The 23,538-nt window shown below is 61.4% G+C and carries 21 protein-coding genes; 14 read left to right on the forward strand and 7 right to left on the reverse strand.

Annotated features, from left to right (window positions below):
• Positions 1–181 precede the first annotated feature (181 nt).
• The 5 genes from BN1118_RS14370 (at position 182) to BN1118_RS14390 (ending at position 6,987) form a co-directional block, all read left to right on the forward strand.
• A complete protein-coding gene (locus BN1118_RS14370) occupies positions 182–1,345 on the forward strand; it encodes an efflux RND transporter periplasmic adaptor subunit (protein ID WP_042871159.1) in 1,164 nt (387 codons plus the stop codon).
• Positions 1,342–3,282 carry a MacB family efflux pump subunit gene (locus BN1118_RS14375; protein WP_043556792.1) on the forward strand — a complete coding sequence of 647 codons (1,941 nt, stop codon included), beginning with the start codon at positions 1,342–1,344 and terminating at the stop codon, positions 3,280–3,282. Before BN1118_RS14370 ends, BN1118_RS14375 begins: the two co-directional genes overlap by 4 nt.
• Positions 3,279–4,652 (forward strand): efflux transporter outer membrane subunit, encoded by a 1,374-nt coding sequence (locus BN1118_RS14380; protein WP_043556794.1) that lies wholly within the window; start codon positions 3,279–3,281, stop codon positions 4,650–4,652. The genes BN1118_RS14375 and BN1118_RS14380 overlap by 4 nt, the downstream gene beginning before the upstream one ends.
• Positions 4,653–4,805: 153 nt before the next feature.
• Complete coding sequence (locus BN1118_RS14385) at positions 4,806–5,612, forward strand: siderophore-interacting protein (protein ID WP_043134329.1); 807 nt, start codon at positions 4,806–4,808, stop codon at positions 5,610–5,612.
• A 268-nt stretch (positions 5,613–5,880) separates the two neighbouring features.
• A complete protein-coding gene (locus tag BN1118_RS14390) occupies positions 5,881–6,987 on the forward strand; it encodes a 3-deoxy-7-phosphoheptulonate synthase (protein WP_043556839.1) in 1,107 nt (368 codons plus the stop codon).
• 592 nt (positions 6,988–7,579) lie between these two features.
• Here the strand turns inward: BN1118_RS14390 and BN1118_RS14395 are convergent.
• Positions 7,580–7,990 (reverse strand): H-NS family histone-like protein, encoded by a 411-nt coding sequence (locus BN1118_RS14395; protein WP_043134332.1) that lies wholly within the window; start codon positions 7,988–7,990, stop codon positions 7,580–7,582.
• Positions 7,991–8,393: 403 nt separating this feature from the next.
• Positions 8,394–8,816 carry a GNAT family N-acetyltransferase gene (locus BN1118_RS14400; protein WP_043556796.1) on the reverse strand — a complete coding sequence of 141 codons (423 nt, stop codon included), beginning with the start codon at positions 8,814–8,816 and terminating at the stop codon, positions 8,394–8,396.
• A gap of 186 nt (positions 8,817–9,002) precedes the next feature.
• On the opposite strand from BN1118_RS14400, the gene BN1118_RS14405 reads away from it, so the two are divergent.
• The gene (locus tag BN1118_RS14405) at positions 9,003–9,503 is read left to right on the forward strand and encodes an SRPBCC family protein (RefSeq protein WP_011706794.1); all 501 of its coding nucleotides are present in this window, start codon (positions 9,003–9,005) and stop codon (positions 9,501–9,503) included.
• 45 nt (positions 9,504–9,548) lie between these two features.
• On the opposite strand, the gene BN1118_RS14410 is transcribed toward BN1118_RS14405, so the two are convergent.
• Together BN1118_RS14410 and BN1118_RS14415 are read right to left on the reverse strand one after the other, a co-directional pair.
• Positions 9,549–10,031: a hypothetical protein gene (locus BN1118_RS14410; protein ID WP_043556798.1), complete on the reverse strand. Its 483-nt coding sequence runs from the start codon at positions 10,029–10,031 to the stop codon at positions 9,549–9,551.
• Positions 10,028–10,369, reverse strand: a complete 342-nt coding sequence (locus BN1118_RS14415) for a DUF805 domain-containing protein (RefSeq protein ID WP_043556799.1) — start codon at positions 10,367–10,369, stop codon at positions 10,028–10,030. Before BN1118_RS14415 ends, BN1118_RS14410 begins: the two co-directional genes overlap by 4 nt.
• Positions 10,370–10,556: 187 nt before the next feature.
• On the opposite strand from BN1118_RS14415, the gene BN1118_RS14420 reads away from it, so the two are divergent.
• Positions 10,557–11,600: a helix-turn-helix domain-containing protein gene (locus BN1118_RS14420; RefSeq protein ID WP_043556800.1), complete on the forward strand. Its 1,044-nt coding sequence runs from the start codon at positions 10,557–10,559 to the stop codon at positions 11,598–11,600.
• A gap of 221 nt (positions 11,601–11,821) precedes the next feature.
• A complete protein-coding gene (locus tag BN1118_RS14425) occupies positions 11,822–12,070 on the forward strand; it encodes a DUF3297 family protein (RefSeq protein ID WP_042034019.1) in 249 nt (82 codons plus the stop codon).
• Positions 12,071–12,181: 111 nt separating this feature from the next.
• Here BN1118_RS14425 and BN1118_RS14430 read toward each other — a convergent pair whose 3' ends face one another.
• Positions 12,182–13,459 carry an NAD(P)/FAD-dependent oxidoreductase gene (locus BN1118_RS14430; protein ID WP_043556801.1) on the reverse strand — a complete coding sequence of 426 codons (1,278 nt, stop codon included), beginning with the start codon at positions 13,457–13,459 and terminating at the stop codon, positions 12,182–12,184.
• A 50-nt stretch (positions 13,460–13,509) separates the two neighbouring features.
• Positions 13,510–14,112 (reverse strand): HTH-type transcriptional regulator PuuR, encoded by a 603-nt coding sequence (gene puuR, locus BN1118_RS14435; RefSeq protein ID WP_043556802.1) that lies wholly within the window; start codon positions 14,110–14,112, stop codon positions 13,510–13,512.
• Positions 14,113–14,436: 324 nt separating this feature from the next.
• Between puuR and BN1118_RS14440 the strand changes: the two genes are divergently transcribed.
• The 4 genes from BN1118_RS14440 to BN1118_RS14460 all read left to right on the forward strand — a co-directional run bounded on the left by BN1118_RS14440 (position 14,437) and on the right by BN1118_RS14460 (position 20,715).
• Complete coding sequence (locus BN1118_RS14440; RefSeq protein ID WP_043556803.1) at positions 14,437–15,900, forward strand: NAD-dependent succinate-semialdehyde dehydrogenase; 1,464 nt, start codon at positions 14,437–14,439, stop codon at positions 15,898–15,900.
• Between the two features lie 185 nt (positions 15,901–16,085).
• The gene (gabT, locus tag BN1118_RS14445; protein ID WP_043556804.1) at positions 16,086–17,378 is read left to right on the forward strand and encodes a 4-aminobutyrate--2-oxoglutarate transaminase; all 1,293 of its coding nucleotides are present in this window, start codon (positions 16,086–16,088) and stop codon (positions 17,376–17,378) included.
• A 210-nt stretch (positions 17,379–17,588) separates the two neighbouring features.
• On the forward strand, positions 17,589–18,914 hold the full coding sequence (locus BN1118_RS14450) for an APC family permease (protein ID WP_043134347.1): 1,326 nt from the start codon (positions 17,589–17,591) through the stop codon (positions 18,912–18,914).
• A gap of 448 nt (positions 18,915–19,362) precedes the next feature.
• Positions 19,363–20,715, forward strand: coding sequence for an APC family permease (locus BN1118_RS14460; RefSeq protein ID WP_043134350.1), 1,353 nt, complete (start codon positions 19,363–19,365; stop codon positions 20,713–20,715).
• Positions 20,716–20,819: 104 nt separating this feature from the next.
• Here BN1118_RS14460 and BN1118_RS14465 read toward each other — a convergent pair whose 3' ends face one another.
• A complete protein-coding gene (locus BN1118_RS14465; protein WP_043134353.1) occupies positions 20,820–21,200 on the reverse strand; it encodes a hypothetical protein in 381 nt (126 codons plus the stop codon).
• A gap of 284 nt (positions 21,201–21,484) precedes the next feature.
• Between BN1118_RS14465 and BN1118_RS14470 the strand changes: the two genes are divergently transcribed.
• Positions 21,485–22,639: a sodium:phosphate symporter gene (locus BN1118_RS14470; RefSeq protein WP_043556806.1), complete on the forward strand. Its 1,155-nt coding sequence runs from the start codon at positions 21,485–21,487 to the stop codon at positions 22,637–22,639.
• A gap of 139 nt (positions 22,640–22,778) precedes the next feature.
• Complete coding sequence (bamJ, locus tag BN1118_RS14475) at positions 22,779–23,249, forward strand: BamJ family beta-barrel-assembly machinery protein (RefSeq protein ID WP_043134355.1); 471 nt, start codon at positions 22,779–22,781, stop codon at positions 23,247–23,249.
• Positions 23,250–23,538 lie beyond the last annotated feature (289 nt).

The following is a 23,538-nucleotide window of genomic DNA, read 5'->3' on the forward strand; positions in this document are numbered from 1 at the left end:
TCTCGCACCTCGCCACCCTGTCCATCCAGGCCGCCACCCAGCCACTGCCCTGACGGCAGGCAAGGCCGGTAATGACAAGGCTATCTACATGTTTCCTTACATATTCATCGCTGTTTTTTAAGCCTCGTTTGCTGCAGGATATTGCCCTTGCACGCCTTCGCACGTTTCTTTCAGGTGATAAATGAACATAACCCCCAAGCAGCGAAAATTCGCCCTGCTCATCCTGCTCCCGCTGGCTGCCATCTCCTGGCTGGCCTGGCCGAACAAGGCCCCCGAGCCGGTGCTGAGCGCGCCAGTGACTCGTCAGGATGTGGAGCAGACTGTGCTGGCCAGCGGCGTACTGCAGGCCATAGAGCAGGTGGATGTGGGTGCCCAGGTCTCGGGTCAGGTGACCTATCTGGCGGTCGAGGCCGGACAGCGCGTCAAGCAGGGGGACCTGCTGGCCGAGATAGACCCGCTGATCGCCCAGAACAACCTCAAGACCGCCGAGGCAGATCTCGCCAGCCGCCGCGCCCAGCTCAAGATCAAGCAGGCACAGCTCAAGCAAAACGAGCTGGCCTGGCGTCGCCAGCAGCAGATGTTCAAGCAGGAAGCCAGCTCCCGCGCCGATCTGGAGAGCGCCGAAGCCCAGCTGGCGGTCACCCGGGCCGAGTTGCAGAGCGCCCAGGCCGAGATCGAGAATGCGCTGATCAAGGTGGATCGCACCAAGACGGAGCTGGGCTATAACCGCATCCTGGCCCCCATGGATGGCACAGTCGTCAGCATAGTGACCCGCCAGGGCCAGACCCTGGCCGCCAGCCAGACGGTGCCGACCCTGCTCAAGCTCGCCAACCTGGAGACAATGACGGTGAAGGCGCAGATCTCGGAGGCGGATGTCACTCGAGTCAAGGCCGGCATGCCGGTCTACTTCACCCTGATGGGAGATGCGGACACTCGCTATCACGGTACCCTGCGCACGGTCGAGCTGGCCCCCACCAACATCAACGAGCAGGCCACCAGCACCACGGCCACCAGCAATGCCGCCGTCTACTACTACGCCCTGTTCGACGTACCCAACCCGGATCACACCCTGCGGGTCGCCATGACCACCCAAGTCACCATAGTGCTCGGCGAGCGCAAGCAGGTGCTGACCATTCCACAGACGGCCCTTGGCAAGAAGCTGGGGGAGAACGAGTACGAGGTCACTCTGCTCAAGGATGACGATCAGAAAGAGACGCGCCGCATCAAGACCGGCATGAAGGATGACATCAAGGTGGAAGTGGTCAGCGGCCTGAGCGAGCAGGAGAAGGTCACCCTGAACCAGGGCAAGCCGGTCAGCAACGATGACATGGAGATCATGCTGTGAGCGAGCCGCTGATCCAGCTCCAGGGCATAGAGCGATGCTATCAGAGCGGAGAGCAGGAGGTCACAGTCCTGCATCCGATGGATCTGACCATAGAGGCGGGGGAAATGATCGCCATCGTCGGCGCCTCCGGCTCAGGCAAATCCACCCTGATGAACCTGCTCGGCTGCCTCGATCGTCCAAGCGCGGGCCGGTATCTATTTCGGGGGCAGGATACTGCCACTCTGGATGCCCTCTCCCTGGCCCGGTTGCGCTGCCACCACTTTGGCTTCATCTTTCAGCGCTACCACCTGCTGCCACACCTCAATGCCGCCGCCAACGTGGAGATCCCGGCCGTCTATGCCGGAGCCTCCCGTCCCGAACGGCAGGCGCGCTCCCAAGCCCTGCTGGCACGGCTGGGCCTGAGCGATCGCAGCCATCACACCCCGGGCCAACTCTCCGGCGGCCAGCAGCAGCGGGTCAGTATCGCCCGGGCGCTGGCCAACGGCGGCGAGGTGATCCTCGCCGATGAGCCCACAGGCGCCCTCGACAGCCAAAGCGGCAAGGAGGTGATGGCCATCCTCAAGGAGCTGCACGCCCAAGGCCACACCATCATACTGGTGACCCACGACATGGCGGTGGCCAGCCACGCGGATCGCATCATCACGCTGCGCGATGGCCGGGTGCTGGAAGACAGCGGCAAACCGGCCACGGCCACAGCCCCCCTCACGTCTGCACCACCCGCCGCCAGAGCCGGTGGCAACGACTGGGATCGCTATCGCGAGGCGGGGCGCATGGCGCTGCACGCCATGCTGGCACACCGCATGCGCACCTTCCTCACCATGCTAGGCATCATCATAGGCATAGCCGCCGTGGTGAGTGTGGTCGCACTCGGTCAGGGCACCCGCGCCAAGGTGATCGATCAGATCAACGCCATGGGCACTAACACCATCGACATCTTCCCCGGCAAGGATTGGGGGGACGAGAAGGCTGCCAGCATCCAGACCCTCAACAAGCGGGATCTCGATGCCCTGCTCGGCCAGCCTTATCTGGAAGGGGCCAGTCCCCAGATCGCCTCGCCCGGCCAGCTGCGTTATCGCAACAAAACCAGCAGTGGCAGCATAGTGGGGGTCGGCAGCGACTTCTTCCGGGTCAAGGGGATGAAGCTCACCAGTGGCCGCCTGTTTGACGAGCGCGACATCCAGAACCGGGCCGCGGTGGCCGTGGTGGATGGCAAAACTATAAAGAGTCTGCTCGGCGAGGAAGATCCCGTCGGCCAGGTGGTGCTGGTCGGCACCCTGCCGGTGCGCATCATAGGCGTGGTGGAAGAGGAGACGGGGTTTGGCCGCAGCAGCCAGTCGGTCAATGTCTGGCTGCCCTACAGCGCCGTGATGAGTCGCCTCATCTCCCAGAACCACTTCAGCCAGCTCACCATACGGGTCAAGGACGGGGTGCAGCCGGCGCTGGCCGAACAGGCCGCCATCGAGCTGCTGACCCAGCGCCACGGGGTGAAGGACTTCTTCACCTTCAGCAGCGACAGCATCATAAAATCGGTGGAGAAGACCACGGCCACCATGACGCTGCTGGTCTCCGCCATCGCGGTGATCTCCCTCATCGTCGGCGGGGTCGGGGTGATGAACATCATGCTGGTCTCGGTGGTGGAGCGCACCCGCGAAATCGGGATCCGCATCGCGGTCGGCGCCCGCCAGTCCGACATACTGCAGCAGTTTCTGATCGAGGCGGTGATGGTGAGCCTGCTCGGCGGCCTGCTCGGGGTCGGCGTCTCCCTGCTCATCGGCCTGCTCTTCTCCCTGTTCGTGGAGAGCATACAGATGCAGTTCTCGCTCTTTTCCATCCTGATGGCGTTTGGCTGCTCCTCGCTCATCGGGATCCTGTTTGGTTACCTGCCCGCCCGCAATGCCGCCCGGCTCGATCCGGTCGAGGCGCTGGCGAGGGAATGACGATGCACAACTTATCCAGACTGGGGCTCTGCCTCGCCCTTGCCGCAGGCGTGAGCGCCTGCAGCCAGCAGAGCAGCTATCACAGACAAGATCTGGCGCTGGCCCCGAGCTGGCAGCAGCCGGACGACGGTCTCACCCGGCAGCAAGCCGGCCTCTGGTGGCAAGGGTTCCATGATCCGGCGCTGGATCAGCTGGTGGAGGCCGTGCTGGCCGCCAACCCGGACATGCAGGTCGCCGGGCTGAGGCTCAGAAGCGCACTGCTGGGCGCAGATTATGCCGATACCAACCTGACCCCCTCGGTCAATGCCAGTCTCGGGGGCAATGGCACCAAGGATCTGAAAAGTGGCAAGGCCAGCAGCAGCATGGGTCCTACCCTGACCCTCAGCTACGAGGTGGATCTGTGGGGCCGGCTCGCCTCAGCGCGGGATCAGGCGAGCTGGGAAGCCCAGGCTTCCGCCCAGGATCTGGCAGCCACCCGTCTGATGCTGATCGGCAAGGCGCTGGAGCAGTACTGGCAACTGGCCTATCTCGGCTCGGCTGTCAGTCTGGGCGAGCGGCAACTGGCAAACTACACCCGCGCCGAACAGCTGACCCAGGCCAAGTACCAGGCCGGCGCCGTCACCCGGCTCGATTTGGTGCAGGCCAGCCAGCAGAAGACGGGCAAGCAGGCGGAACTCAGCTCGCTCTTGATGCAGCAGGAACAGGCCCGCAACGCCCTGCGCCTCTTGCTCGGTCGCAGCAGTGGTCCGCTGCCATTTGCCCCGAGCGCACTGACGACGACGCCCGCGCCGTCGCTGGCAGTCGGCATACCGGCGGATGTGCTGGCGCGGCGCCCCGACGTGCGCGCCTCCGAGCTGCGGCTGCGCAAGACACTGGCGAAAGGGGACGAGATCCGCACAGGTTTCTACCCCAGCTTGAGCCTCACCGGCGGCGCCAGCACCAGCTCGGATACCCTGACCCAGGTGCTGCAAAACCCGGTAGGCACCCTAGGCGCCACCCTGGCGCTGCCCTTCCTCGAATACAACAAGACCCGGCTCGCCATCGCTGGTTCAGAGCTTGACTACCAGATCGCCGAGGCCGAGTTTCGCAAGCAGCTCTACACAGCCCTGGTGGAGGTGGAAGATGGCCTGGCCGCCCGCCATCATGGTGAGCAGCGCCTGAGCTATCTGGCCGAGCAGCTGGCGTTTGCCAAAGAGGCCGAGCGGCTGGCCAAGGCCCGTTTCCAGGCCGGTGCCACCGGGGTGCAGGCCTGGCTGGATGAGCAGAACCGGCTGTGGGATGCCGAGCTCGCCCTACTCGGTCAGCAGAAGGAGCAGCTCAACACCATGGCCAGGATCTACAAGGCGCTGGGGGGGAGCGATCGCAGCTAACCCAAGGCCTGGCGACGCCGCCACTCATGCCATGAGAGGCGGCGTTTTTCTCTCCTTTTCATGCCCCCTTCCTGATGGACTGCCACACAAAGCAATTGATAATAGTTTTCATTTAATGAAAAATGGGCGCCATTATCAGTCAGGAGTATCCATATGTCTCAGCCCGCCCCGGTCAATCGTCCTCGTCTGCTCACGGTCAAACACATCCGGGATGTGAGCCCGCACCTGCGCCGAGTCTGCCTGACCAGCCCGGAACTCGCTGACTACCCCTTCACCTGCGGCGGCGCCCATATCAAGATCATGCTGCCCCAGCCGGGCCAGGCCCATGCCGTACTGCCCACGCCCACCCCGCAAGGGCCGCGCTGGGAAGACCCGAGCCAGCGCCCCATCATGCGCACCTTCACCATACGGGCGTTTCGCCGCGAGGCGCTGGAGCTGGACATCGACTTCGCGCTGCACGGCGATGCCGGCCCCGCCAGCCGCTTTGCCCTGGAGGCACAACCCGGCGATCTGCTGGCCATCTCGGGCCCGGGCGGCCCGGATCCCATGCTGCAACCCGCCCGGCACTACTACATGGCGGGGGATCTCACTTCCCTGCCCGCCATCAGCGCCATGGCGGAGGTGATGCCCGCCGACGCCCAGGGCCATATCGCCCTGCTGGTGCCCTATCAGGAAGATGTGCAGGATCTGTCGCTGCCGGCCGGCGTCAGCCTGCGCTGGTTTATCGGCACCCCCGAACAGACAGAACCGCTGGTGGCGTATTTCACCGCCCTGCCGATGCAGGAGCAGGCGAGCTACTTCTGGTTCGGCGGCGAAGAGGGGCTGGTGGTGCCCTTGCGCCGTCACGTCAGGCGCACCCTGGAGGTGGATCGCACGCGCGTCTACGCCGTGCCCTACTGGCGTCAAGGCAAGGATGAAGAGGCCTATCACCACGCCCGTCACGACGTGATGGACAGCTGATCCCCCACATTTTCCCTCCCATTATCAAGCTCATGGCCTGCCGGTCATGGGCTTGATGGCTATCTGCCCGCCCCCGTTTTTACCCCTCTCCCCCCATTCTGGTGATCCGCTCGGTTGTGCTTGCATTTGAGGCAGACAACAAGATAATGATAATCACTCTCAACAATAAACAGTGATGATGCCCCATTGCAGCACCCTCGCCATGACCTCAGGGGTCGGGCGTGGCGCGCACGTCATTCACTCCCGTTTGCACAGCAAGGTAATCCAGATGGCAGTTTTGAACTCGGTAATGCGCGCCTTCGCGGTGGAGGCTCTCCCCACTCCTGCCGACCTGTTGGCACTTCATCCCTGTCCCGCCCCGACCACGGCGCTGATCGCGCACCATCGCCAGCAGGTTCGCCAGATCCTGACCGGAGAGGACGATCGTCTGCTGGTGGTGATAGGCCCCTGCTCCATCCATGATCCGCTCGCCGCCCTCGATTACGCCCAGCGGCTGGCACGGCTTGCCGACGCCTATCAAGACAGGTTGCAGATAGTGATGCGCACCTACTTCGAGAAGCCCCGCACCACGGTCGGCTGGAAGGGACTGGTGTTCGACCCCCATCTGGACGGCAGCAACGACATAGGCCATGGCCTGCGGCTGGCGCGCCAGCTGCTGCTCGACATCAACCGGCTGGGGCTGGCCACCGCCACCGAGTTTCTCGATACCACCAGCTTCCTCTATCTGGCCGATCTCATCAGCTGGGGGGCGATAGGCGCCCGTACCACCGAGTCCCAGGTGCACCGGCAGCTGGCCTCGGCCCTGCCCTGCCCCGTCGGCTTCAAGAACGGCACGGACGGCAATATCCGGGTGGCCATCGATGCCATCCAGGCCAGTGAAGCCTCCCACCTGTTCACCGCGCCTGGCAGTCAGGGCGGCATTGTGGTGATCAAGAGCGAAGGCAACCCGGCCGGCCACATCATATTGCGCGGCGGTACGCGCCCCAATTACCACCAGAGCGACGTGGAGGATGCCGCCGAACGACTGACGCGGCAGGGGCTCAGCCACCGCCTGATGGTGGACTGCAGCCACGGCAACAGCCAGAAGTTGCACAAGAACCAGATCCGGGTGGCGGGGGAGCTCTGTCGTCAACTGGGAGAAGGCAGCGACGCCATCGCCGCCGTCATGGTCGAAAGCTTCCTGCAAGGGGGCAGCCAGAAGCCTGCGCCCTTGAACCAGCTCGCCTACGGCCAGTCGGTCACCGACGCCTGCCTGTGCTGGGACGATACCCAGACCCTGCTCGCCATGCTGGCCGATGCCGTGGAGGCCCGCCGCCAGCACAGCGTCAAGGTCCAGCCTGGCAAGGCGCTCTGGAATACCCAGCTGGCCAGTTGAACCCGGGAAGGCTCCCCCTGTGGGAGCCTGATTACCCCCGTCTCTCCCCCCTTGCAATGCAGCCCCCTCGCCACGTCCGCACGACCCGGGTGATCCGTTCAGGTTGAACATTCTGGATATCCGAGTCCGCAGCGGATAAAGAAAATATCCCCCACCATGATAAACAACGGTATAGCGGCGCCCCATTATGCTGCGCCAGATAAAACTGCAAAACAGCTGGCTTAATGGCACAGACAACCCCAATGAGTAAAAAAGAAGCGCGGCTTGCTTGCGGGCAGCTTAATGCCCCCTAATTTTCTGGGGAATGACAGAGAAGAATATGCACCGGGCTATATGAGTCCAGCAGATTGACTCTCACGAGTGGTCGACAAGCGCGCTGCAATAAAATAGAGCGCAACATCACCACCCAGATGCAGACGGATCACAATTAATCGGCCAATAAAGGAGGCAAACACATGGACTGAACCGATGCGTCATACGACGACAAACGGGGCGGTACAAAATGAGTGGGGAATTGACAGGAGAGAGTTTCGGTGAGCACAAATAATAATGCCGCCTCGCGGGCGGCATCATTCATGACAGATCCAATGGATCAGATCAGGAAATCATTCAGATCCTTGCCCAGCGCAACTTGCTCGGCAATGGCTTTCGGCATACGGCCCTGGCCGGTCCAGGTCTTCTCCTGGCCGTCTTCCTGGTACTTGTACTTGGCAGGACGCGGAGCACGCTTGCTCTTGGTCGCGCCAGCAGCGGCGGCCGGAGCAGCGGCGCTGTTGATCAGCTCGCGCGGGTCGATACCGGCTTGCTGCAGCATTTCAGTGAACTCGCTCAGCTTGCGCTGACGCTCTTCCTGTTCGGCACGCTCTTGTTCAACAGACTCGGCACGCTCGTTATATACCAGCTCAAACTTTTCTTTTGCTTCTTGCAGCTGTTCAAACGGCAATTCACGGATGGCAGCGCGCAGGCTGCGAATGTTCAGCAGAACTTTCAGAAACTCGTTCATTACTTCCTCACAGAATTATTTTTGTTTGTCACAGGGATAACACAGCTTGAGAATAGCATGCCTGTCTGATAACAACATAATGATTTTATAGCTGCTGTCACTTTCTTAACAAAAAACTATTGGCTGAATATGTCAGCAACTTTATTCACCCATTGGTCATTGCGCAAGGCCAGCTGATCACGCTCGGCACAATTCCCCCATACCGGCCTGGCAAATAGGCATGGACCGCCCAGGTATATTTCTCATCACACTTATGTCAGCTATTTTTACAATTGGCCACGGCTGTTAAAACCCATGCCACCCACACGAGACTCAAGGTAGACGATTGACGCTATATATTGTCGTCAGGGGCCCATGGCCCCTGACATTCGTCATCCTCATTTTTACCTGCCGCTGACGAGCACTATTCGAGGCTGAGTCGACGCCAAGGGCCGGTGATCTCGCAGTGACCCGTCTCCTCCGTGTTCTGCCAGCCCAGGCGATGGTAGAAGGCCAGGGCAGCCGTATTATGGGTCGCCACCTTGAGCGAGGCCGGTTTCTGGAACGCCGCCAATCCCTGGGCAAGCAGGGCTCGCCCCAGCCCCTGACCATGCCAGTCGGCCGACACATAGAGATGATGCACGAAGCTCTCATCCCCCCAGATGGAGACAAACCCGCAGGGGGCACCGCCCTGTTCGGCCACCCAGATCTGCTCGCCCCGGGTCTGCTCGTCGAAATCCTCCAGCCGAAAGTGGGAAGGATCGACCCAGTGAAAGGTCTGACGCCGCCCTTTCAGAAACAACTGCGCCAAGTAGGGAGTGTCTGTCTCTCGCATGACTCTGATCATCAAGCCTTCCTCGTCACTATGATCACCTGGCACCACTGTCGATGGATCGCCACATCATGTCAAATTGCCAAGCCAGTATGACTGGCCGGTGGATGGCACGGATGTGACACACCTCTGTCCATTTTATCGCCCGTGGGGCTATACTGCCTGAGTCCCATGTATGGATGGTTTGAGGCTCGCTGATTTATGGATAACAAGCAGATAGAAGGTAACATCTTTGTTCCGGCCCATATCGACGATGTCTGGCGCGCCTGGACAACCGAGAGCGGCCTGCGCAGCTTCCTGGCGCCGGAATGTCTGATGGTGCCTGAACCGAATGGTCCGTTCGAAATCTATTTCAGACCCGATGCCCCACTGGGTGAACGTGGCAGCGAAGGCTGCCGGGTGATGGCCGTCATGCCCCACGACCTGCTCAGCTTCAGCTGGAATTTCCCGCCCTCCCTGCCCCATATTCGCCTGCAAAAGACCCAGGTCAGCCTGCGGTTCGTGCCGGAAGGTCAGGGCACCCGGCTCTACTTCCTGCAAACCGGCTGGGCGAACGATCCTGACTGGGATCAGGGCTATGCCTATTTTCGGGAAGAGTGGCTGGAGACCAGCCTGCCGCGCCTGCAGTACCGCTTCACCCACGGCCCCATCGACTGGAATAACCCGCCGGACAAGCAGCAACTAAAATCCCTGGCCCAATAAGGCCCATAGACAAACACCGCCCACAGGCGGTGTTTTTCAATGCGGTTACTGACAATGCTGCATGGGCGCCTCATCCAATAGCCAGGAAATCCAGCGCCGTTTTGAATTGAGCACGAATCCTTCATCTGCCGCTATGCCTTTTACTATGTAGCCATCTGCGGCGCGACGTTCCGCCAGCGCAACAAACTGCCATTCGTTGCTATTAATGCGCTCCCCCTTGATTAAGGCTTCGCTTAACTGCTTATTCATCACAATGATTGACAGTCCCTCCACAGCGTCTATCCCCAACCCGGTATTTGCAACACGACCCACTGCAACCGGCACCTTGATGGTACAGTGACGCCCTTCGCCATCAACACGGGTATAGCTTCCCTCACCAACCCGGCCCTGCAGCCACAACAGTTTCCCCTGGGTCAGACGCTCTACCGACAATATACCCTGCGCCCCCTTGGGGAATGGGTGAATATTGACGGCGTCAGCGAGTGCGACCGGACTTATCAGCATGAGCAACAAGAGGCAATGTTTCATGATGCCTCCCTCACGGATAGGCGGCCTGAACAAGCTTGCCGAGCAAGCAAATAGATCAACACAAAGGGACCCACGCCAGGGACAAAAAAGATCCATCCCCACCATCCCGAGCGATCAATATCGTGCAGCCGGCGGACTATGATAGCGACCATGGGGATGGTGCTCACCACACTATAACCAACCTCCAAGCCGCTCAGACCATTGGTGCCCACATCCAATGCGATGCACATCAGGGTAACCAGCACATGAACCAGCATGAACATCCAGAACTCCTTTCTGGAGGAGCGACCGGAAAAATCAGCATAGCGGCGCCACGCGAGTAAATAAAAAGAGCACATTCAGGCTATCTCCAGCGTTATTTGGTCACCCATCCTGGGGGCTAACGCAGCGGTAGACGTCCTGAAACCGGTTTTAGGACGTGCTAAAACCCGACTTGGTCCGCGACATTCTTCTTTACCTGGATGCAAATCGTTATGCTGGCATGACGTTATCTTTTCACCACCATGACTGGGATCCGGATCGGTTATGCTCGCAATTCCCTTACCCTTTGTTGTCTCTTTGCTGCTGGTCTTGCTGGCGGTGATCCTGTATGTGCGATTGGCCGACCAAGCAAAAGCGGCTTGCCTGTTTTTGGCGCTCTGTGCGGCTACCACCGGGCTGGTTGGGCTGCGCTGGACATTCGATATTGCGCTCTTCAGCATGGCCCAGCCACTACTTGCCTCACTGATCCCTGTGGCCGCCTGGCTCATTTTTACCCATGCAGCCACCGACACCCACAGGGTCGCTTATCACCATGTTGCGGGACCTATATTGGTTGCCGTCAGTCTCTGCACTCACCCCTTTCTCGCCTTGCCACTGGATGGGATCATTACGGCCATTTATCTGTTTTATGGCATCGCGCTGGTACGCTACTCCGCCAAAGAGCCGCTGCTTATCCATGTCTCGTTCAGCCATTGGGAAGCCGTGAAAAGGGCAGAGCAGGTGGCGGGCTGGATGCTGTTGTTCTCTGCCATGATAGATGCGGCTATCTCACTCGACTTTGCGGTTAATCAGGGCGGATATTCCCTTTATATTTTGACGCTCGCTCACCTGGTGCTGCTGCCCGTGCTGGCAATTGCCGTCATCATGGTGAGCGTAAATACCCCCGCTGTCGAAGATATTGCCCAGCCGCAAATACCGGAGATTCCCAGGGCACCAAGCTCGGAGTCATTATTGACACAAGAGCGGGCCGACGAGATCGTGGCAAGAGTGGATAGATTGATGCGAGAAAAAGCCAGCTACCTTGACCCGGATCTGACCCTGGCAGCGCTGTCACGCAAACTGGGTATTCCCGCCAAGCAAATCTCGATGGCGGTCAACCAGGTACACCAGAAGAGCATCTCCAGAGTGGTCAATGAATATCGCATCGAGCATGCAAAACAGGCGTTGCTCACCACGGATGAGACCATTACCCACATATTGATGAATGCAGGCTTTCAGACCAAATCCAACTTTAATCGCGAGTTTTCCCGCATCGCCGGCCTGACCCCCAGCGCCTTCAGAAAACAGAGCGAAGCACGGCTCAGGTGATACGCAGCGAAGCATGATCGCAGGCATGAAACAGTCGCCAAAAGCCGGCCTGCCTGCGACTTGGCGGTAACAGAAGAGATCGACCTCATCGTCCATGAATATATGGGATCAGCTTCATCCAGCATGGAAGAGGGGATGGTTGCACACGTTTTGTGCCACCTTGAATGCCATGGCTGCATTCTCTACAATGACGCACTTTTTATCCATTTCAGGTCATATTGATGAGCGATACCAACACCAAGCCGGCCCTGCCGGATCGCCTTGCAGGCAACCCGCGCAGCCCGCACCATGTCGCCGCCTGTTTCGAACACCAGATTGGTATTCGACTCAATGGCAAAGAGCGCACCAACGTCGAAGAGTATTGCATCAGCGAAGGCTGGGTAAAAATCCCCTCCCCCAAGGCGCTGGATCGTCGCGGTCAGCCCATTCTGATCACCCTGAAAGGCACCGTTGAGGCCTTTTATCTCTAAGTGAGTCAGGCGCCTGTCGCCAACAGGGTAAAAAAACAAGGCCACCGTCCGGTGGCCTTGTCGTTTCTGGCTTCTGCCCACACCCATAGCTTGCGGCAGAATCGGCGGCGCTTACACCCCCAAGCGGTCGCGCAGGGTATACCAGGCGGCGCCGGCGGCGGTGAAGGGAATGCGGAACAGGCGGCCGCCGGGGAAGGGGTAGTGCGGCAGCTTGGCGAAGGCATCGAAGCGCTCCGCCTGACCGCTCAATACCTCAGAGAGCAGCTTGCCCGCCAGATGGGTACAGGTGACGCCGTGGCCGCTGTAACCCTGCATGTAATAGATGTTGGGACCGATGCGGCCAAACTGCGGCAGGCGCGACAGGGTCAGCAGGAAGTTGCCGGTCCAGGTGTACTCCACCTTGACGTCCGCCAGCTGCGGGAAGGTTTTCAGCATCTTGGGGATGATCAGCCGCTCGATATCCGCCGGATCCCGCGCGCCATAGACAACGCCGCCGCCGTAGATCAGCCGGTGATCGCCCGAGGTGCGGTAATAGTCGAGCAGGTAGTTGCAATCTTCCAGGCAGTAGTTTTGCGGCAGGAGCGAACGGGCCCGCTCCTCCCCCAGCACCTCGGTGGCGACCACCTGAGTGCCGCAGGGCATGCTCTTGCCGGCAAGCTCGGGCACCAGGTTACCGAGATAGGCGTTGCCGGCCACCACCACGAAGCGCGCCTTCACCGCCCCCTTGGCGGTCTTGACCAGAGCGGGCTGGCCCGGGGTGATGCTGGTGACGGCGGATTGCTCGAAGATCCTGCCGCCCTGCATGCGGATGGCTTCCGCCTCCCCCAGCGCCAGATTGAGGGGGTGGATATGACCACCGCTCTTGTCGAGCAGGCCACCGACGTAGCGATCACTCGCTACCACCTCGCGGATCCCGTCCCCGTCCAGCAGCTCCAGCTTGTCGTTGCCCCACTTCTGCCAACGGGCCTGCTGGGCCTTGAGCTCATGCAGCTGGCGATCCGTCTCGGCGGCAAAGACCCCGCCCTCCTGCAGGTCGCACTGGATGTTGTAGCGCTGGATGCGATCGCGAATGATCTGGCCCCCCTCAAACAACATGGAGCCGAGCAGCCTGGCCTGATCCGGCGGGCAGTTCGCTTCTATGGTGTCGATGTCGCGGCTGTAGGAGTTGACTATCTGGCCGCCGTTGCGACCGCTGGCGCCAAAGCCCACCCGGGCCGCCTCCAGCACCACCACCGAATAGCCCTTTTCCACCAGATGCAGCGCGCTGGAGAGGCCGGTGTAGCCCGCGCCTATGACGCAGACATCGCACTCAAGCTGCTCGGTCAGGGTCGGATAGGGCGCGTGTTTGTTGGCACTGGCTGCGTAGTAACTGTTTACATGCTCGGTCATGATCCTGTTTCCTTACCGGTTCTTTTCCCAAACGAGACATAGTCTCAACACTAGAAGTTGGCCGGGGTATGGGCGCTGACGATGCGGCAGACCTGCCCCGACGGATTGCTGAAGCTGTGGGGCTCGCCCGTGTCGATCACGTAGCTGTCCCCGGCACTGAGTTGATAGGCCTGGCCGGCTACCGTCAGGGTCACGGCCCCTTCCAGCACGGTTCCGACCTCCTCCCCCAGATGCTTGACCTGACCGCCGGTGTCAGTGCCGGGGGCATAGGTCTCCAGCATGAAGCCGAGCTGGCGACGGTTGTTGCCGTTGTGCACCAGCTTCATGGAAACCCCCTGACTGCCCAGCTCGATCAGCTGATCGGCCTTGATCACCACGCTCGGCGTGCGTCCCTCCTCCTCGGCGAAGAAGCGCGACAGCGGCAGCTCATAGACGTTGAGCAATTTTTGCAGGGAGGCCACCGACGGGCTCACCTTGTCCTGCTCTATCATGCAGATGGCGCCATGGGTCAGCCCGCTCAGCTCGGCGACTCGCCGCTGGGAGAGCCCGAGACGACGGCGGGTGGCGGCGAGGCGCTCCCCCATGCTCTTGCCCATCAACGGGTTATCCGTCATGGTCTGCCACCTTGCCTCTTTTCCTTGTGGTTGCTGCATCGCCCACCTCCTTGTGTGCCTGCGAACATGTGTGGCGGCCGATCTGTTCGATGGCGCACCCGGTTAAAATAACGGGTCAATCTGTCGGGTGTGTTCGTTATCCTGCACGGCGCATGCCGTTCATTATTTTGCACACCCAACACCGCGAAAACCGGTAAAATCGCCCTGACAGCTCCATTTCTAGCATGTACAGCCCAGTTTACTCAAATATATTTAACACTTGAAAAACATTTCGGCTCAATTTATGGTCTTCCTGTGCTTATTATTCTATACGGTGGCAGCACGGGATGACGTGACCACCCTGACCCACAATCGAGGCTTCTCATGTCAGCATCACAACCTGCTCTCTCCTTGATCAAATCCCTTGCCTATATAGGTGGCCACTGGTGCGAGGCCCATGGCGGGCAGCGCTTCGAGGTACACAACCCGGCCACCGGTCAGGTCATCACCCAGGTGCCCGACATGGACGAGGCGGACACCCGCCGCGCCATCGAGGCCGCCCATGCGGCCCAACCGGCCTGGGCGGCGCTCACCGCCAAGGAGCGCAGCAACAAACTCTACGCCTGGTTCGAGCTCATCCTGGCCAACCAGGATGAGCTGGCCCGCATCATGACCTGCGAGCAGGGCAAGCCGCTGGCCGAGGCCAAGGGGGAAGTGGCCTATGGCGCCAGCTTCATCCAGTGGTTCGCGGAAGAGGGCAAGCGCGCCTATGGCCGCACCATTCCGGGTTTCTCCAGCGACCGGCGTCTGGCCACCATCAAGCAGCCGGTGGGCGTGGTCGCCGCCATCACCCCCTGGAACTTCCCCATCGCCATGATCACCCGCAAGGCGGGCCCGGCGCTGGCCGCCGGTTGCACCATAGTCATCAAGCCTGCCGCCGAGACACCGCTGTGTGCGCTGGCGCTTGCGGCACTGGCGGAGCAGGCGGGCATCCCTGCCGGGGTCATCAACATAGTGACCAGCCATCAGGCGGCCGCCGTGGGCAACGAGCTGTGCAACAACAAGACGGTGCGCAAGCTCTCCTTTACCGGCTCCACCCGCATCGGCAAGCTGTTGATGCGCCAGTGTGCCGACACCATGAAGAAGCTGTCGCTGGAGCTGGGTGGCAACGCCCCCTTCATAGTATTTGACGACGCCGATCTCGATGCCGCCATCACCGGGGCGCTCGCCTCCAAGTACCGCAACGCCGGCCAGACCTGCGTCTGCGCCAACCGCATCCTGGTGCAGGCCGGTGTCTACGACGCCTTCGCCGAGAAGCTCACCGCCGCGGTCAAGGCCTTCAAGGTGGGGGACGGCATGAGCGAGGGCACCCAGATTGGCCCGCTGATCAACCCGGCCGCCGCCAACAAGGTGGCCGAGCTGGTCAGGCAGGCCACCGCCGCCGGGGCCGAGCTGCTGCTGGGGGGCGAAGCCCATCCCGCCGGCCCGCTCTTCTACCAGCCCACCATTTTGGGCAAGGTCGACAAGCGCAACCCCATTTTGCAGGAGGAGATCTTCGGCCCGGTCGCCCCGCTGGTGCGTTTCGAGACCGAAGCCGAGGCCATCGCCATCGCCAACGACACCCCCTATGGTCTCGCCGCCTACTTCTATGGCCGCGACATAGCCCGGGTGTGGCGGGTGGCCGAGCAGCTGGAATACGGCATGGTGGGCATCAACGAGGGGATCATCTCCACCGAACTGGCTCCCTTTGGTGGCATCAAGGAGTCGGGCCTGGGTCGCGAAGGCGCGGCCGAGGGGCTGGAGGAGTACCTCGAAACCAAATACCTCTGCTTTGGCGGCATTCGCTAGGGGCGGTTTTATACCGGCCCTCCTGGTCTCCCCCTTCTTGAGGGGGAGAGCAAACCGGGCCCGCCCTGCAGGGCGGGATAGTGCCAGCGCAGACAGACAGCAAGACAAGGACGAAGTGAGTGCTCTCCGCCGGGGAGGCTCGCCATCATTGAGACAGGGGCCCCTGGCCCCTCATGGAGGAAAACATGAGTCATGCAAACAACAACCAGGCCTGGCAAGCCCGCCGTGAAGCCGCCGTGGTCAACGGCGTCGGCACCCTGCTGCCGGTGTTTATCGAGCGGGCGAAGAACGCCGAGCTGTGGGATGTGGAGGGCAACCGCTACATCGACTTTGCCTCCGGCATCGCCGTGCTCAACACAGGCCACAACCACCCGAAAGTGGTGGCGGCGGTGCGCGCGCAGCTCGAGAAGTTCAGCCACACCTGCTTCCAGGTCACCCCCTACCCCGGCTATATAGAGCTTGCCGAGAAGCTCAACGCCCTGGTGCCAGGATCCACCCCCAAGCGTACCCTGTTTCTCTCCACCGGCGCCGAGGCGGTGGAAAACGCCATCAAGATAGCCCGCGCCCACACGGGTCGCAGCGGCACCATCGCCTTCAAGGGGGGCTTTCACGGCCGCACCATGATGGGCATGGCGTTGACCGGCAAGGTAGTGCCCTACAAGACCGGCTTCGGCCCCTTCCCGGGGGAGGTCTATCACCTGCCCTTCCCGAGCGACTACCTGGGGGTGAGCGAGGCCGACGCCCTGGCGGCGCTGGATCTCTGCTTCAGCTCGGACATAGAGCCGGCCCGGGTCGCGGCCATCATTCTCGAACCCGTGCAGGGTGAGGGTGGCTTCTATGCCGCCTCCCCAAGCTTCATGCAAAGCCTGCGCAAGCTGTGCGATCAGCACGGCATAGTGCTCATCTGCGACGAGATCCAGAGCGGTTTCTGTCGTACCGGCAAGACCTTTGCCACCGAGTACAGCGGCATAGAGCCGGACATCATTACGCTCGCCAAGAGCCTGGCCGGCGGCTTCCCGCTGTCTGCCGTGGTGGGCAAGGCGGCCATCATGAACGCCGCCAAGCCGGGCGGTCTGGGGGGCACCTATGCGGGCTCGCCCATCGCCTGCGCCGCCGCCCTGGCGGTGCTGGAGGTGATCGAGGAGGAGCGGCTCAACCAGCAAGCCCTGACCCAGGGTGAGCAGATCAAGGCCCGCCTGCACCAGCTGGCGGAACGCTTCGACTGCATCGGCGACATCCGCGGCCCCGGCGCCATGGTGGCCATGGAGCTGGTCAAGGGACGCGATGCCGGCCAACCCGATCCGGATCTCACCAAGCGGCTGGTGGCCGAGGCGGGCAAGCGCGGGCTGGTGCTGCTCTCCTGCGGCGTGCGGGCCAACGTCATCCGCTTCCTGGCCCCCCTCACCGCCTCCCCGGCCTTGATCGAGGAAGGGCTGGGTCTGCTGGAACAGGCTCTCACGGCCGCCAGTCAAGGCTAGATCCGCGCCGTTTTGCCAGTCGGTGCGAAAAATACCGTCAGATAACCGCAGGCCGCCCATCGCGGACGGCCTGCTCATACGGTATCATCGCCGCCCCAAAAAATGATGACAGGAGCGCTTGGCTCCCTCCAAGGCCGAGGCCCCCCTGTCACGGATCCTGCGCCTGCCCGCTGCGCGGGAAACCTGCACCGAATTCAAGGAGATAGGCCAATGGCTCCACGCCCGGCTCGATTGAAGCAAACCCTCACCCTGTGGCAAGTGGTGGTGATGGGATTGGCCTACATGACCCCCATGGTAGTGTTCGATACCTTCGGCATCGTCACCGACATCACCCACGGTCATGTCACCACCGCCTACCTGCTGGCCCTGGTCGGCGTGCTCTTTACCGCCACCAGCTACAGCCAGATGGTGCGTCACTACCCCTCGGCGGGCTCGGCCTACACCTATGCCCAGAAGGAGTTCTCCCCCGTGGTCGGCTTCATGGTGGGCTGGTCGTCCCTGCTGGACTATGTCTTCCTGCCGATGATCAACATGCTGCTGGCCAAGATCTATCTAAGCGCCCTCTTCCCCGGCGTCGAGCCCTGGATCTTCATCTGCGCCATGACGGCCCTGATGACCCTCATCAACCTGCGCGGCATCGATCTGGTGGCCAACCTCAACGGCATCATCATACTGATCCAGATCGCCATCATAGTGGTGTTCCTGGCCCTGATTGGCTATGGCATAGCCCAGGGTGAAGGGGTCGGTGCAGTCAGCCTGCAACCCGTCTACAGCGCCAACGCCGAGGTGCTGCCACTGCTGACCGGCGCCACCATCCTCTGTTTCTCCTTCCTGGGTTTTGACAGTCTGAGCGCCCTGTGCGAAGAAACGCCGGAGGCGGGCAAGGTGATCCCCAAGGCCATCTTCCTGACCGCGCTGCTGGGGGGCCTCATCTTCGTGGTGGTGGCCTATGCCCTGCAGCTCTACTTCCCGGATGCCTCCCGCTTCAAGGAGCCGGATGCCGTGCTGCCCGAGATAGCCCTCTACGTGGGCGGCAAGCTGTTCCAGAGCGTGGTGCTGGTGTGTGCCTGCGTGGCCGTGCTGGCATCCGGGCTCTCCTCCCACGCCGGGGTATCCCGCATCCTCTACGTGATGGGGCGGGACAAGGTGCTGCCCCAGCGCACCTTCGGCTACATACACCCCAAGTGGCAGACCCCGGTGTTCAACATATTGCTGGTGGGCCTGCTGGCGCTGTCGGCCATCAGCTTCGATCTGGAAATCGCCCTGGCCCTGATCAACTTCGGCGCCCTGGTGGCCTTTACCGTGGTCAATCTGTCGGTGATCGCCTGCTATTACGTGCGTCAGGGGCGCAACAAGACCCTCAGGGATCACCTGCAATATCTGGTGCTGCCCCTGTGCGGGGCAGGGACTGTCGCGGTTCTCTGGTTCAATCTGGAACAAACCTCCCTTATCCTCGGCCTTATCTGGGCTGCCATAGGGGGAATTTATCTGTTTTTGCGCACCACCTTCTGGCGCGTATCCTTGCCGACCTATTGAGCCGCAACCCCTGCCACATCTGGGCTGGCGTCCATCTCCCCCACCTGGGACCGGACGCCATTTATTGATATAAACCAGGTCATTGATAATTCTCTTGCCTGGAATGGCCTTAGTGGCTTGTCTTCCCCCCCCATCTGGGGCAAAATCCCGCCGCTTTCATAACCGATGTGATCCCACATCGGTTATTTTCATTTTGAAAAAAAATCAATACCACTCGAGGCCGGAACCATTCCGGAAATGATATCAAGGTTCAGATGAACCTAATGCCGCAATGAGGAAAAACATGGGGCTCTTGTTTGCTTTGTCTCCGGTCGCCACCGGAACCTGCTTTGGTCGCCGCGCGACCAACGTCTGTGGTTTGCATACCGATGTTGTGAGTACGCGAGAACCCGGTCCCATGGCCTCAAGCCATTCCACTTCCTGCCGTCCGTGCCAGGAGGAAGCCTGAATGAGCCAGCAGCAACCCGTTCGTCTGAAGAAAACCCTCAGCATGTGGCAGGTGGTGGTGATGGGCCTCGCCTATCTGACCCCCATGGCCGTGTTCGATACCTTCGCCATCGTCGGTGACATCACCGAGGGCCGGGTCGCCACCGCCTATCTGCTGGCGCTGGGCGGCATACTGCTGACCGCGTTCAGCTATGGCCATCTGGTGCGCAAGTTCCCCTCTGCGGGCTCTGCCTATACCTATGCCCAGAAGGTGTTCAACCCCTACGTCGGTTTCATGGTGGGCTGGTCTTCCCTGCTCGACTACATGTTCATGCCGATGATCAACATCCTCTTGGCCAAGATCTACCTGACCGCCATGTTCCCGGGTGTCGATCCCTGGATCTTCATCTTCGGTCTGGTGACTGTGATGACCTTCCTCAACCTGCGCGGCATCAACCTGGTGGCCAACTTCAATGGCCTGATAGTGGTGATCCAGCTGGCCATCATCACCCTCTTCATCGGTCTGATGGGCTGGGGCATCTATCACGGCGAAGGCGCGGCAACCCTGATGAGCAGCCGGCCGTTCCACTTCGAATCCGCCAGCGTGGTGCCGCTGTTTACCGGCGCCACCATCCTCTGCTTCTCCTTCCTCGGCTTCGACGGTCTGAGCTCGCTCAGTGAAGAGACCCCGAACGCCGGCAAGGTGATACCGCGCGCCATAGTGCTGACCGCGCTCATCGGCGGCGTCATCTTCGTGGTGGTCTCCTACTGCCTGCAGCTCTACTTCCCGGATCTGGCCCGCTTCAAGGAGCCTGATGCCGTGCTGCCCGAGATCGCCCTCTACGTCGGCGGCGCCTTCTTCCAGAGCGTGGTGCTGGTGTGCACCACGGTCGCCGTGCTGGCCTCCGGCATGGCGGCGCACGCAGGCGTGTCCCGCATCCTCTACGTGATGGGGCGCGATCGCATGATCCCGGAGCGGGTGTTTGGCTATATCCACCCGAAATACCGCACTCCGGCCATCAACGTGCTGATGGTGGGCGGTCTGGCCCTCTCCGCCGTGTCGTTCGATCTGGATACCGCGCTGGCGCTGGTGAACTTCGGTGCCCTGGTGGCCTTCACCTTCGTCAACCTGTCGGTCATAGGCCAGTTCTGGGTACGCGAGAAGCGCAACAAGAGCATCAAGGATCACCTGCTCTACCTGCTGCTGCCGCTGCTGGGCGCCGCTACCATAGGGGCACTCTGGATCAACCTGGAGCAGAGCTCGCTGGAGCTGGGCCTGATCTGGGCGGGTCTCGGGGTCACCTACCTGTTCCTGCGCCTCGCCGTGTTCCGCATTCCCTTCCGTCAGTACGAAGAGACTGCCGACTCCCAATAAGGGACCGTGCCACACAGCAAGAAAGCAGAAGGGGAGCCATGGCTCCCCTTCTTGTTTTGCACCCAGCCTGCGCCGGCTTGCCATGCCCGCAGCGGGCCTGCGGCTCAGCCCTGGTTGATCACGGCGGTGGCGGCCGCCTTGAGCGGATCCTTGGCTACCGCCTTCACATCCTGCTGGGTCTGCTTGAGCTGCTGCCCGGCCTGGTTGACCTTGTGCTGGGTCGCCTTCACATCGCTCTTGCCCTCTTTGAGGCCGGCGGTCTTCTTGTCCAGCACGTCAGTGGTATTCTTCTTCACTTCCGCCTTGGCTTTCTCTTTCTGCTGGCGCACCAGCTTGTCGGTATCGCAGTTGCCCTTGACCCCCAGGGTCGCATTGAGCGCCTCGTTCTTGACGGCCTTGTCGAGGTTGCACTCGGACTTGAACACGCTGGCCTGCGCACCGGCAGACAGCAGACCCAGGGAAAGACACAGTACCCATGCTCGCATAACAACATCACTCTCGTTGAGGGAAGGAAAGGAGGCCAGCATATAACCCTGACTCTCAGGTGCAAGCACCTGGTCCCGCGCGCCGCCAAACGGGCCGAAATCGGCTCCGGCTCCGACACCGGTTGTCCGCCATGGACGGCGGCGCGCCCCTCGTTACCCCACGAACGGCCCCCTGCCGCCATGTCATCAAACCATCATAAAAGTGTCACTTTGTCATATTTCTGTCATGGAGCCTTGGTCTAATGCGCCCGTCCATTTTCACGCAGACTGTCCCAAGAGGCTTCATGCACAGCACCCCATCTTTCGCACAACAGCAGACCCGTCGTACCGGCCCACTGTTCAACTGGCTCGCTGTGATCACCCTGATCTACCTGATCCTGGTGGCCGTTGGCGCCGTCTCCCACGGCTTCAAGGGCTTCTCCGGCGGCGCCGAGGGCGCGGCCCAGATCTTCGCCTTCGCGAGCAACCCCTTCGTCGCCCTGCTGCTCGGCATACTGGCCACCGCCCTGGTGCAATCGTCCAGCACGGTCACCTCGGTGATCGTCGGTCTGGTGGCGGGCGGCCTGCCCATCGGCATGGCCATCCCCATGGTGATGGGGGCGAACCTCGGCACCACCATCACCAACACCATAGTCTCCATGGGCCATATCCGGGACAGGGCCGAGTTTCGCCGCGCCTTCGCCGCCGCCACAGTCCACGACTTCTTCAACCTGCTGGCGGTGTTCATCTTCCTGCCGCTGGAGCTGATGTTCGGCCTGCTGCAAAAGAGCGCCGAGGCGCTGGCCAACCTGCTGGTTGGCTCCGCCGACATGTCGATGCAGGGGATGGATTTCATGAAGCCCCTCATCTCCCCCGCCCTCACCTTCATCGACGGCCTGGTCGCCTTCCTGCCGGGCAAAGGCCCGGCCATCGCCACCATCGTCATTGGCATACTGCTGATCCTCGGTTGCGTCACCTGGCTCGGCAAGGTACTGCAACGAGTGCTGGTGGGGCGTGCCCGTGACCTGCTGCACAAGGCGCTGGGCCGTGGTCCGCTGACCGGCATCGCCTCCGGCACCCTGGTCACCGTCATGGTGCAGTCCTCCTCCACCACCACCAGCCTGATGATACCGCTGGCGGGGAGCGGCCTGTTCAGCACCCGTCAGCTCTACCCCTTCACCCTGGGCGCCAATATCGGCACCACCATCACGGCCCTGCTGGCGGCCACCGCCATCAGCGGCGCCGGGGCCAAGCTGGCGCTGACCATAGCCCTGGTGCACGTGCTGTTCAACCTGTTCGCCGTGGCGCTCATCTACGGGGTTCCCTTCTTGCGCGAGTTGCCCATCCGGGCCGCCGAGGGGCTGGCCCGGGTGGGCAGCGAGAACAAGCTGCTGGCGCTCGGTTACGTGGCGGGCCTCTTCTTCGCCCTGCCCGCCCTGATGATGGTGGCGGCGAAGTAATCCGCCCTCATCAGGCGAGGGGGCCGGTTCCTGGCCCCCTCGTCGTCTGTCTGCTGCGTCACATCCTTCTGCGTCCCGGCTCGCCCTCCCTCCCCGACTGGGATAAGATGCCGCCTTCATTGCATTTAAGGAAAAACTGATGAAATTCATTCTGATCGCGCTGCTGGTTGCCGGTGTCGCCTACTACTTCTACTCGAGCAGCAACAACAAAAAGCTGGCGCAAGACAATGTGCGCAAAGGCGCCGAGTTCCTCGCCGGCAACAAGGACAAACCCCTGGTGACCACCACGGCCTCCGGCCTGCAGTACGAGGTGCTGACTCCGGGCAGCGGCACGGTTCATCCCACCGCCACCAGCAAGGTGAAGGTGCACTACGAGGGCAAGCTGCTGGACGGCACAGTGTTCGACAGCTCGGTCGCCCGTGGCGAGCCCATCGAGTTTGGCCTCAATCAGGTGATCGCCGGCTGGACCGAAGGGGTACAGCTGATGGTGGAAGGGGAGAAGACCCGCTTCTACATCCCCGCCAATCTGGCCTATGGCGACCGTGCCGCCGGCAAGATACCACCGGGATCCGTGCTGATCTTTGACGTTGAGCTGCTGGGTATTCAATAAGCAGGCTTATGCCAATCGCGCCGCTGGCAAGATCCCACTGAGCGCCCGTGCTGATCTTCGATGTGGAATTGCTGGGCATTCAATAAGCAGGCCTATGGCGACCGTGCCATCGGCAAGATCCCACTGAGCGCCCGCGCTGATTTTCGATGTTGAACTGCCGGGCATTCAGCAATACCTGATGCCGTGATAATCAGACAAGGCCAGCGCCATGCGCTGGCCTTGTCGTTTATGGGAGCAATCCCCCTGATTTTCGCCACAACTATCAACCTATAGTGAACAGTGCTTATAC

The sequence above is a fragment of the Aeromonas bestiarum genome (assembly GCF_000819745.1).
GTDB classification, from domain to species: Bacteria; Pseudomonadota; Gammaproteobacteria; order Enterobacterales; family Aeromonadaceae; genus Aeromonas; species Aeromonas bestiarum.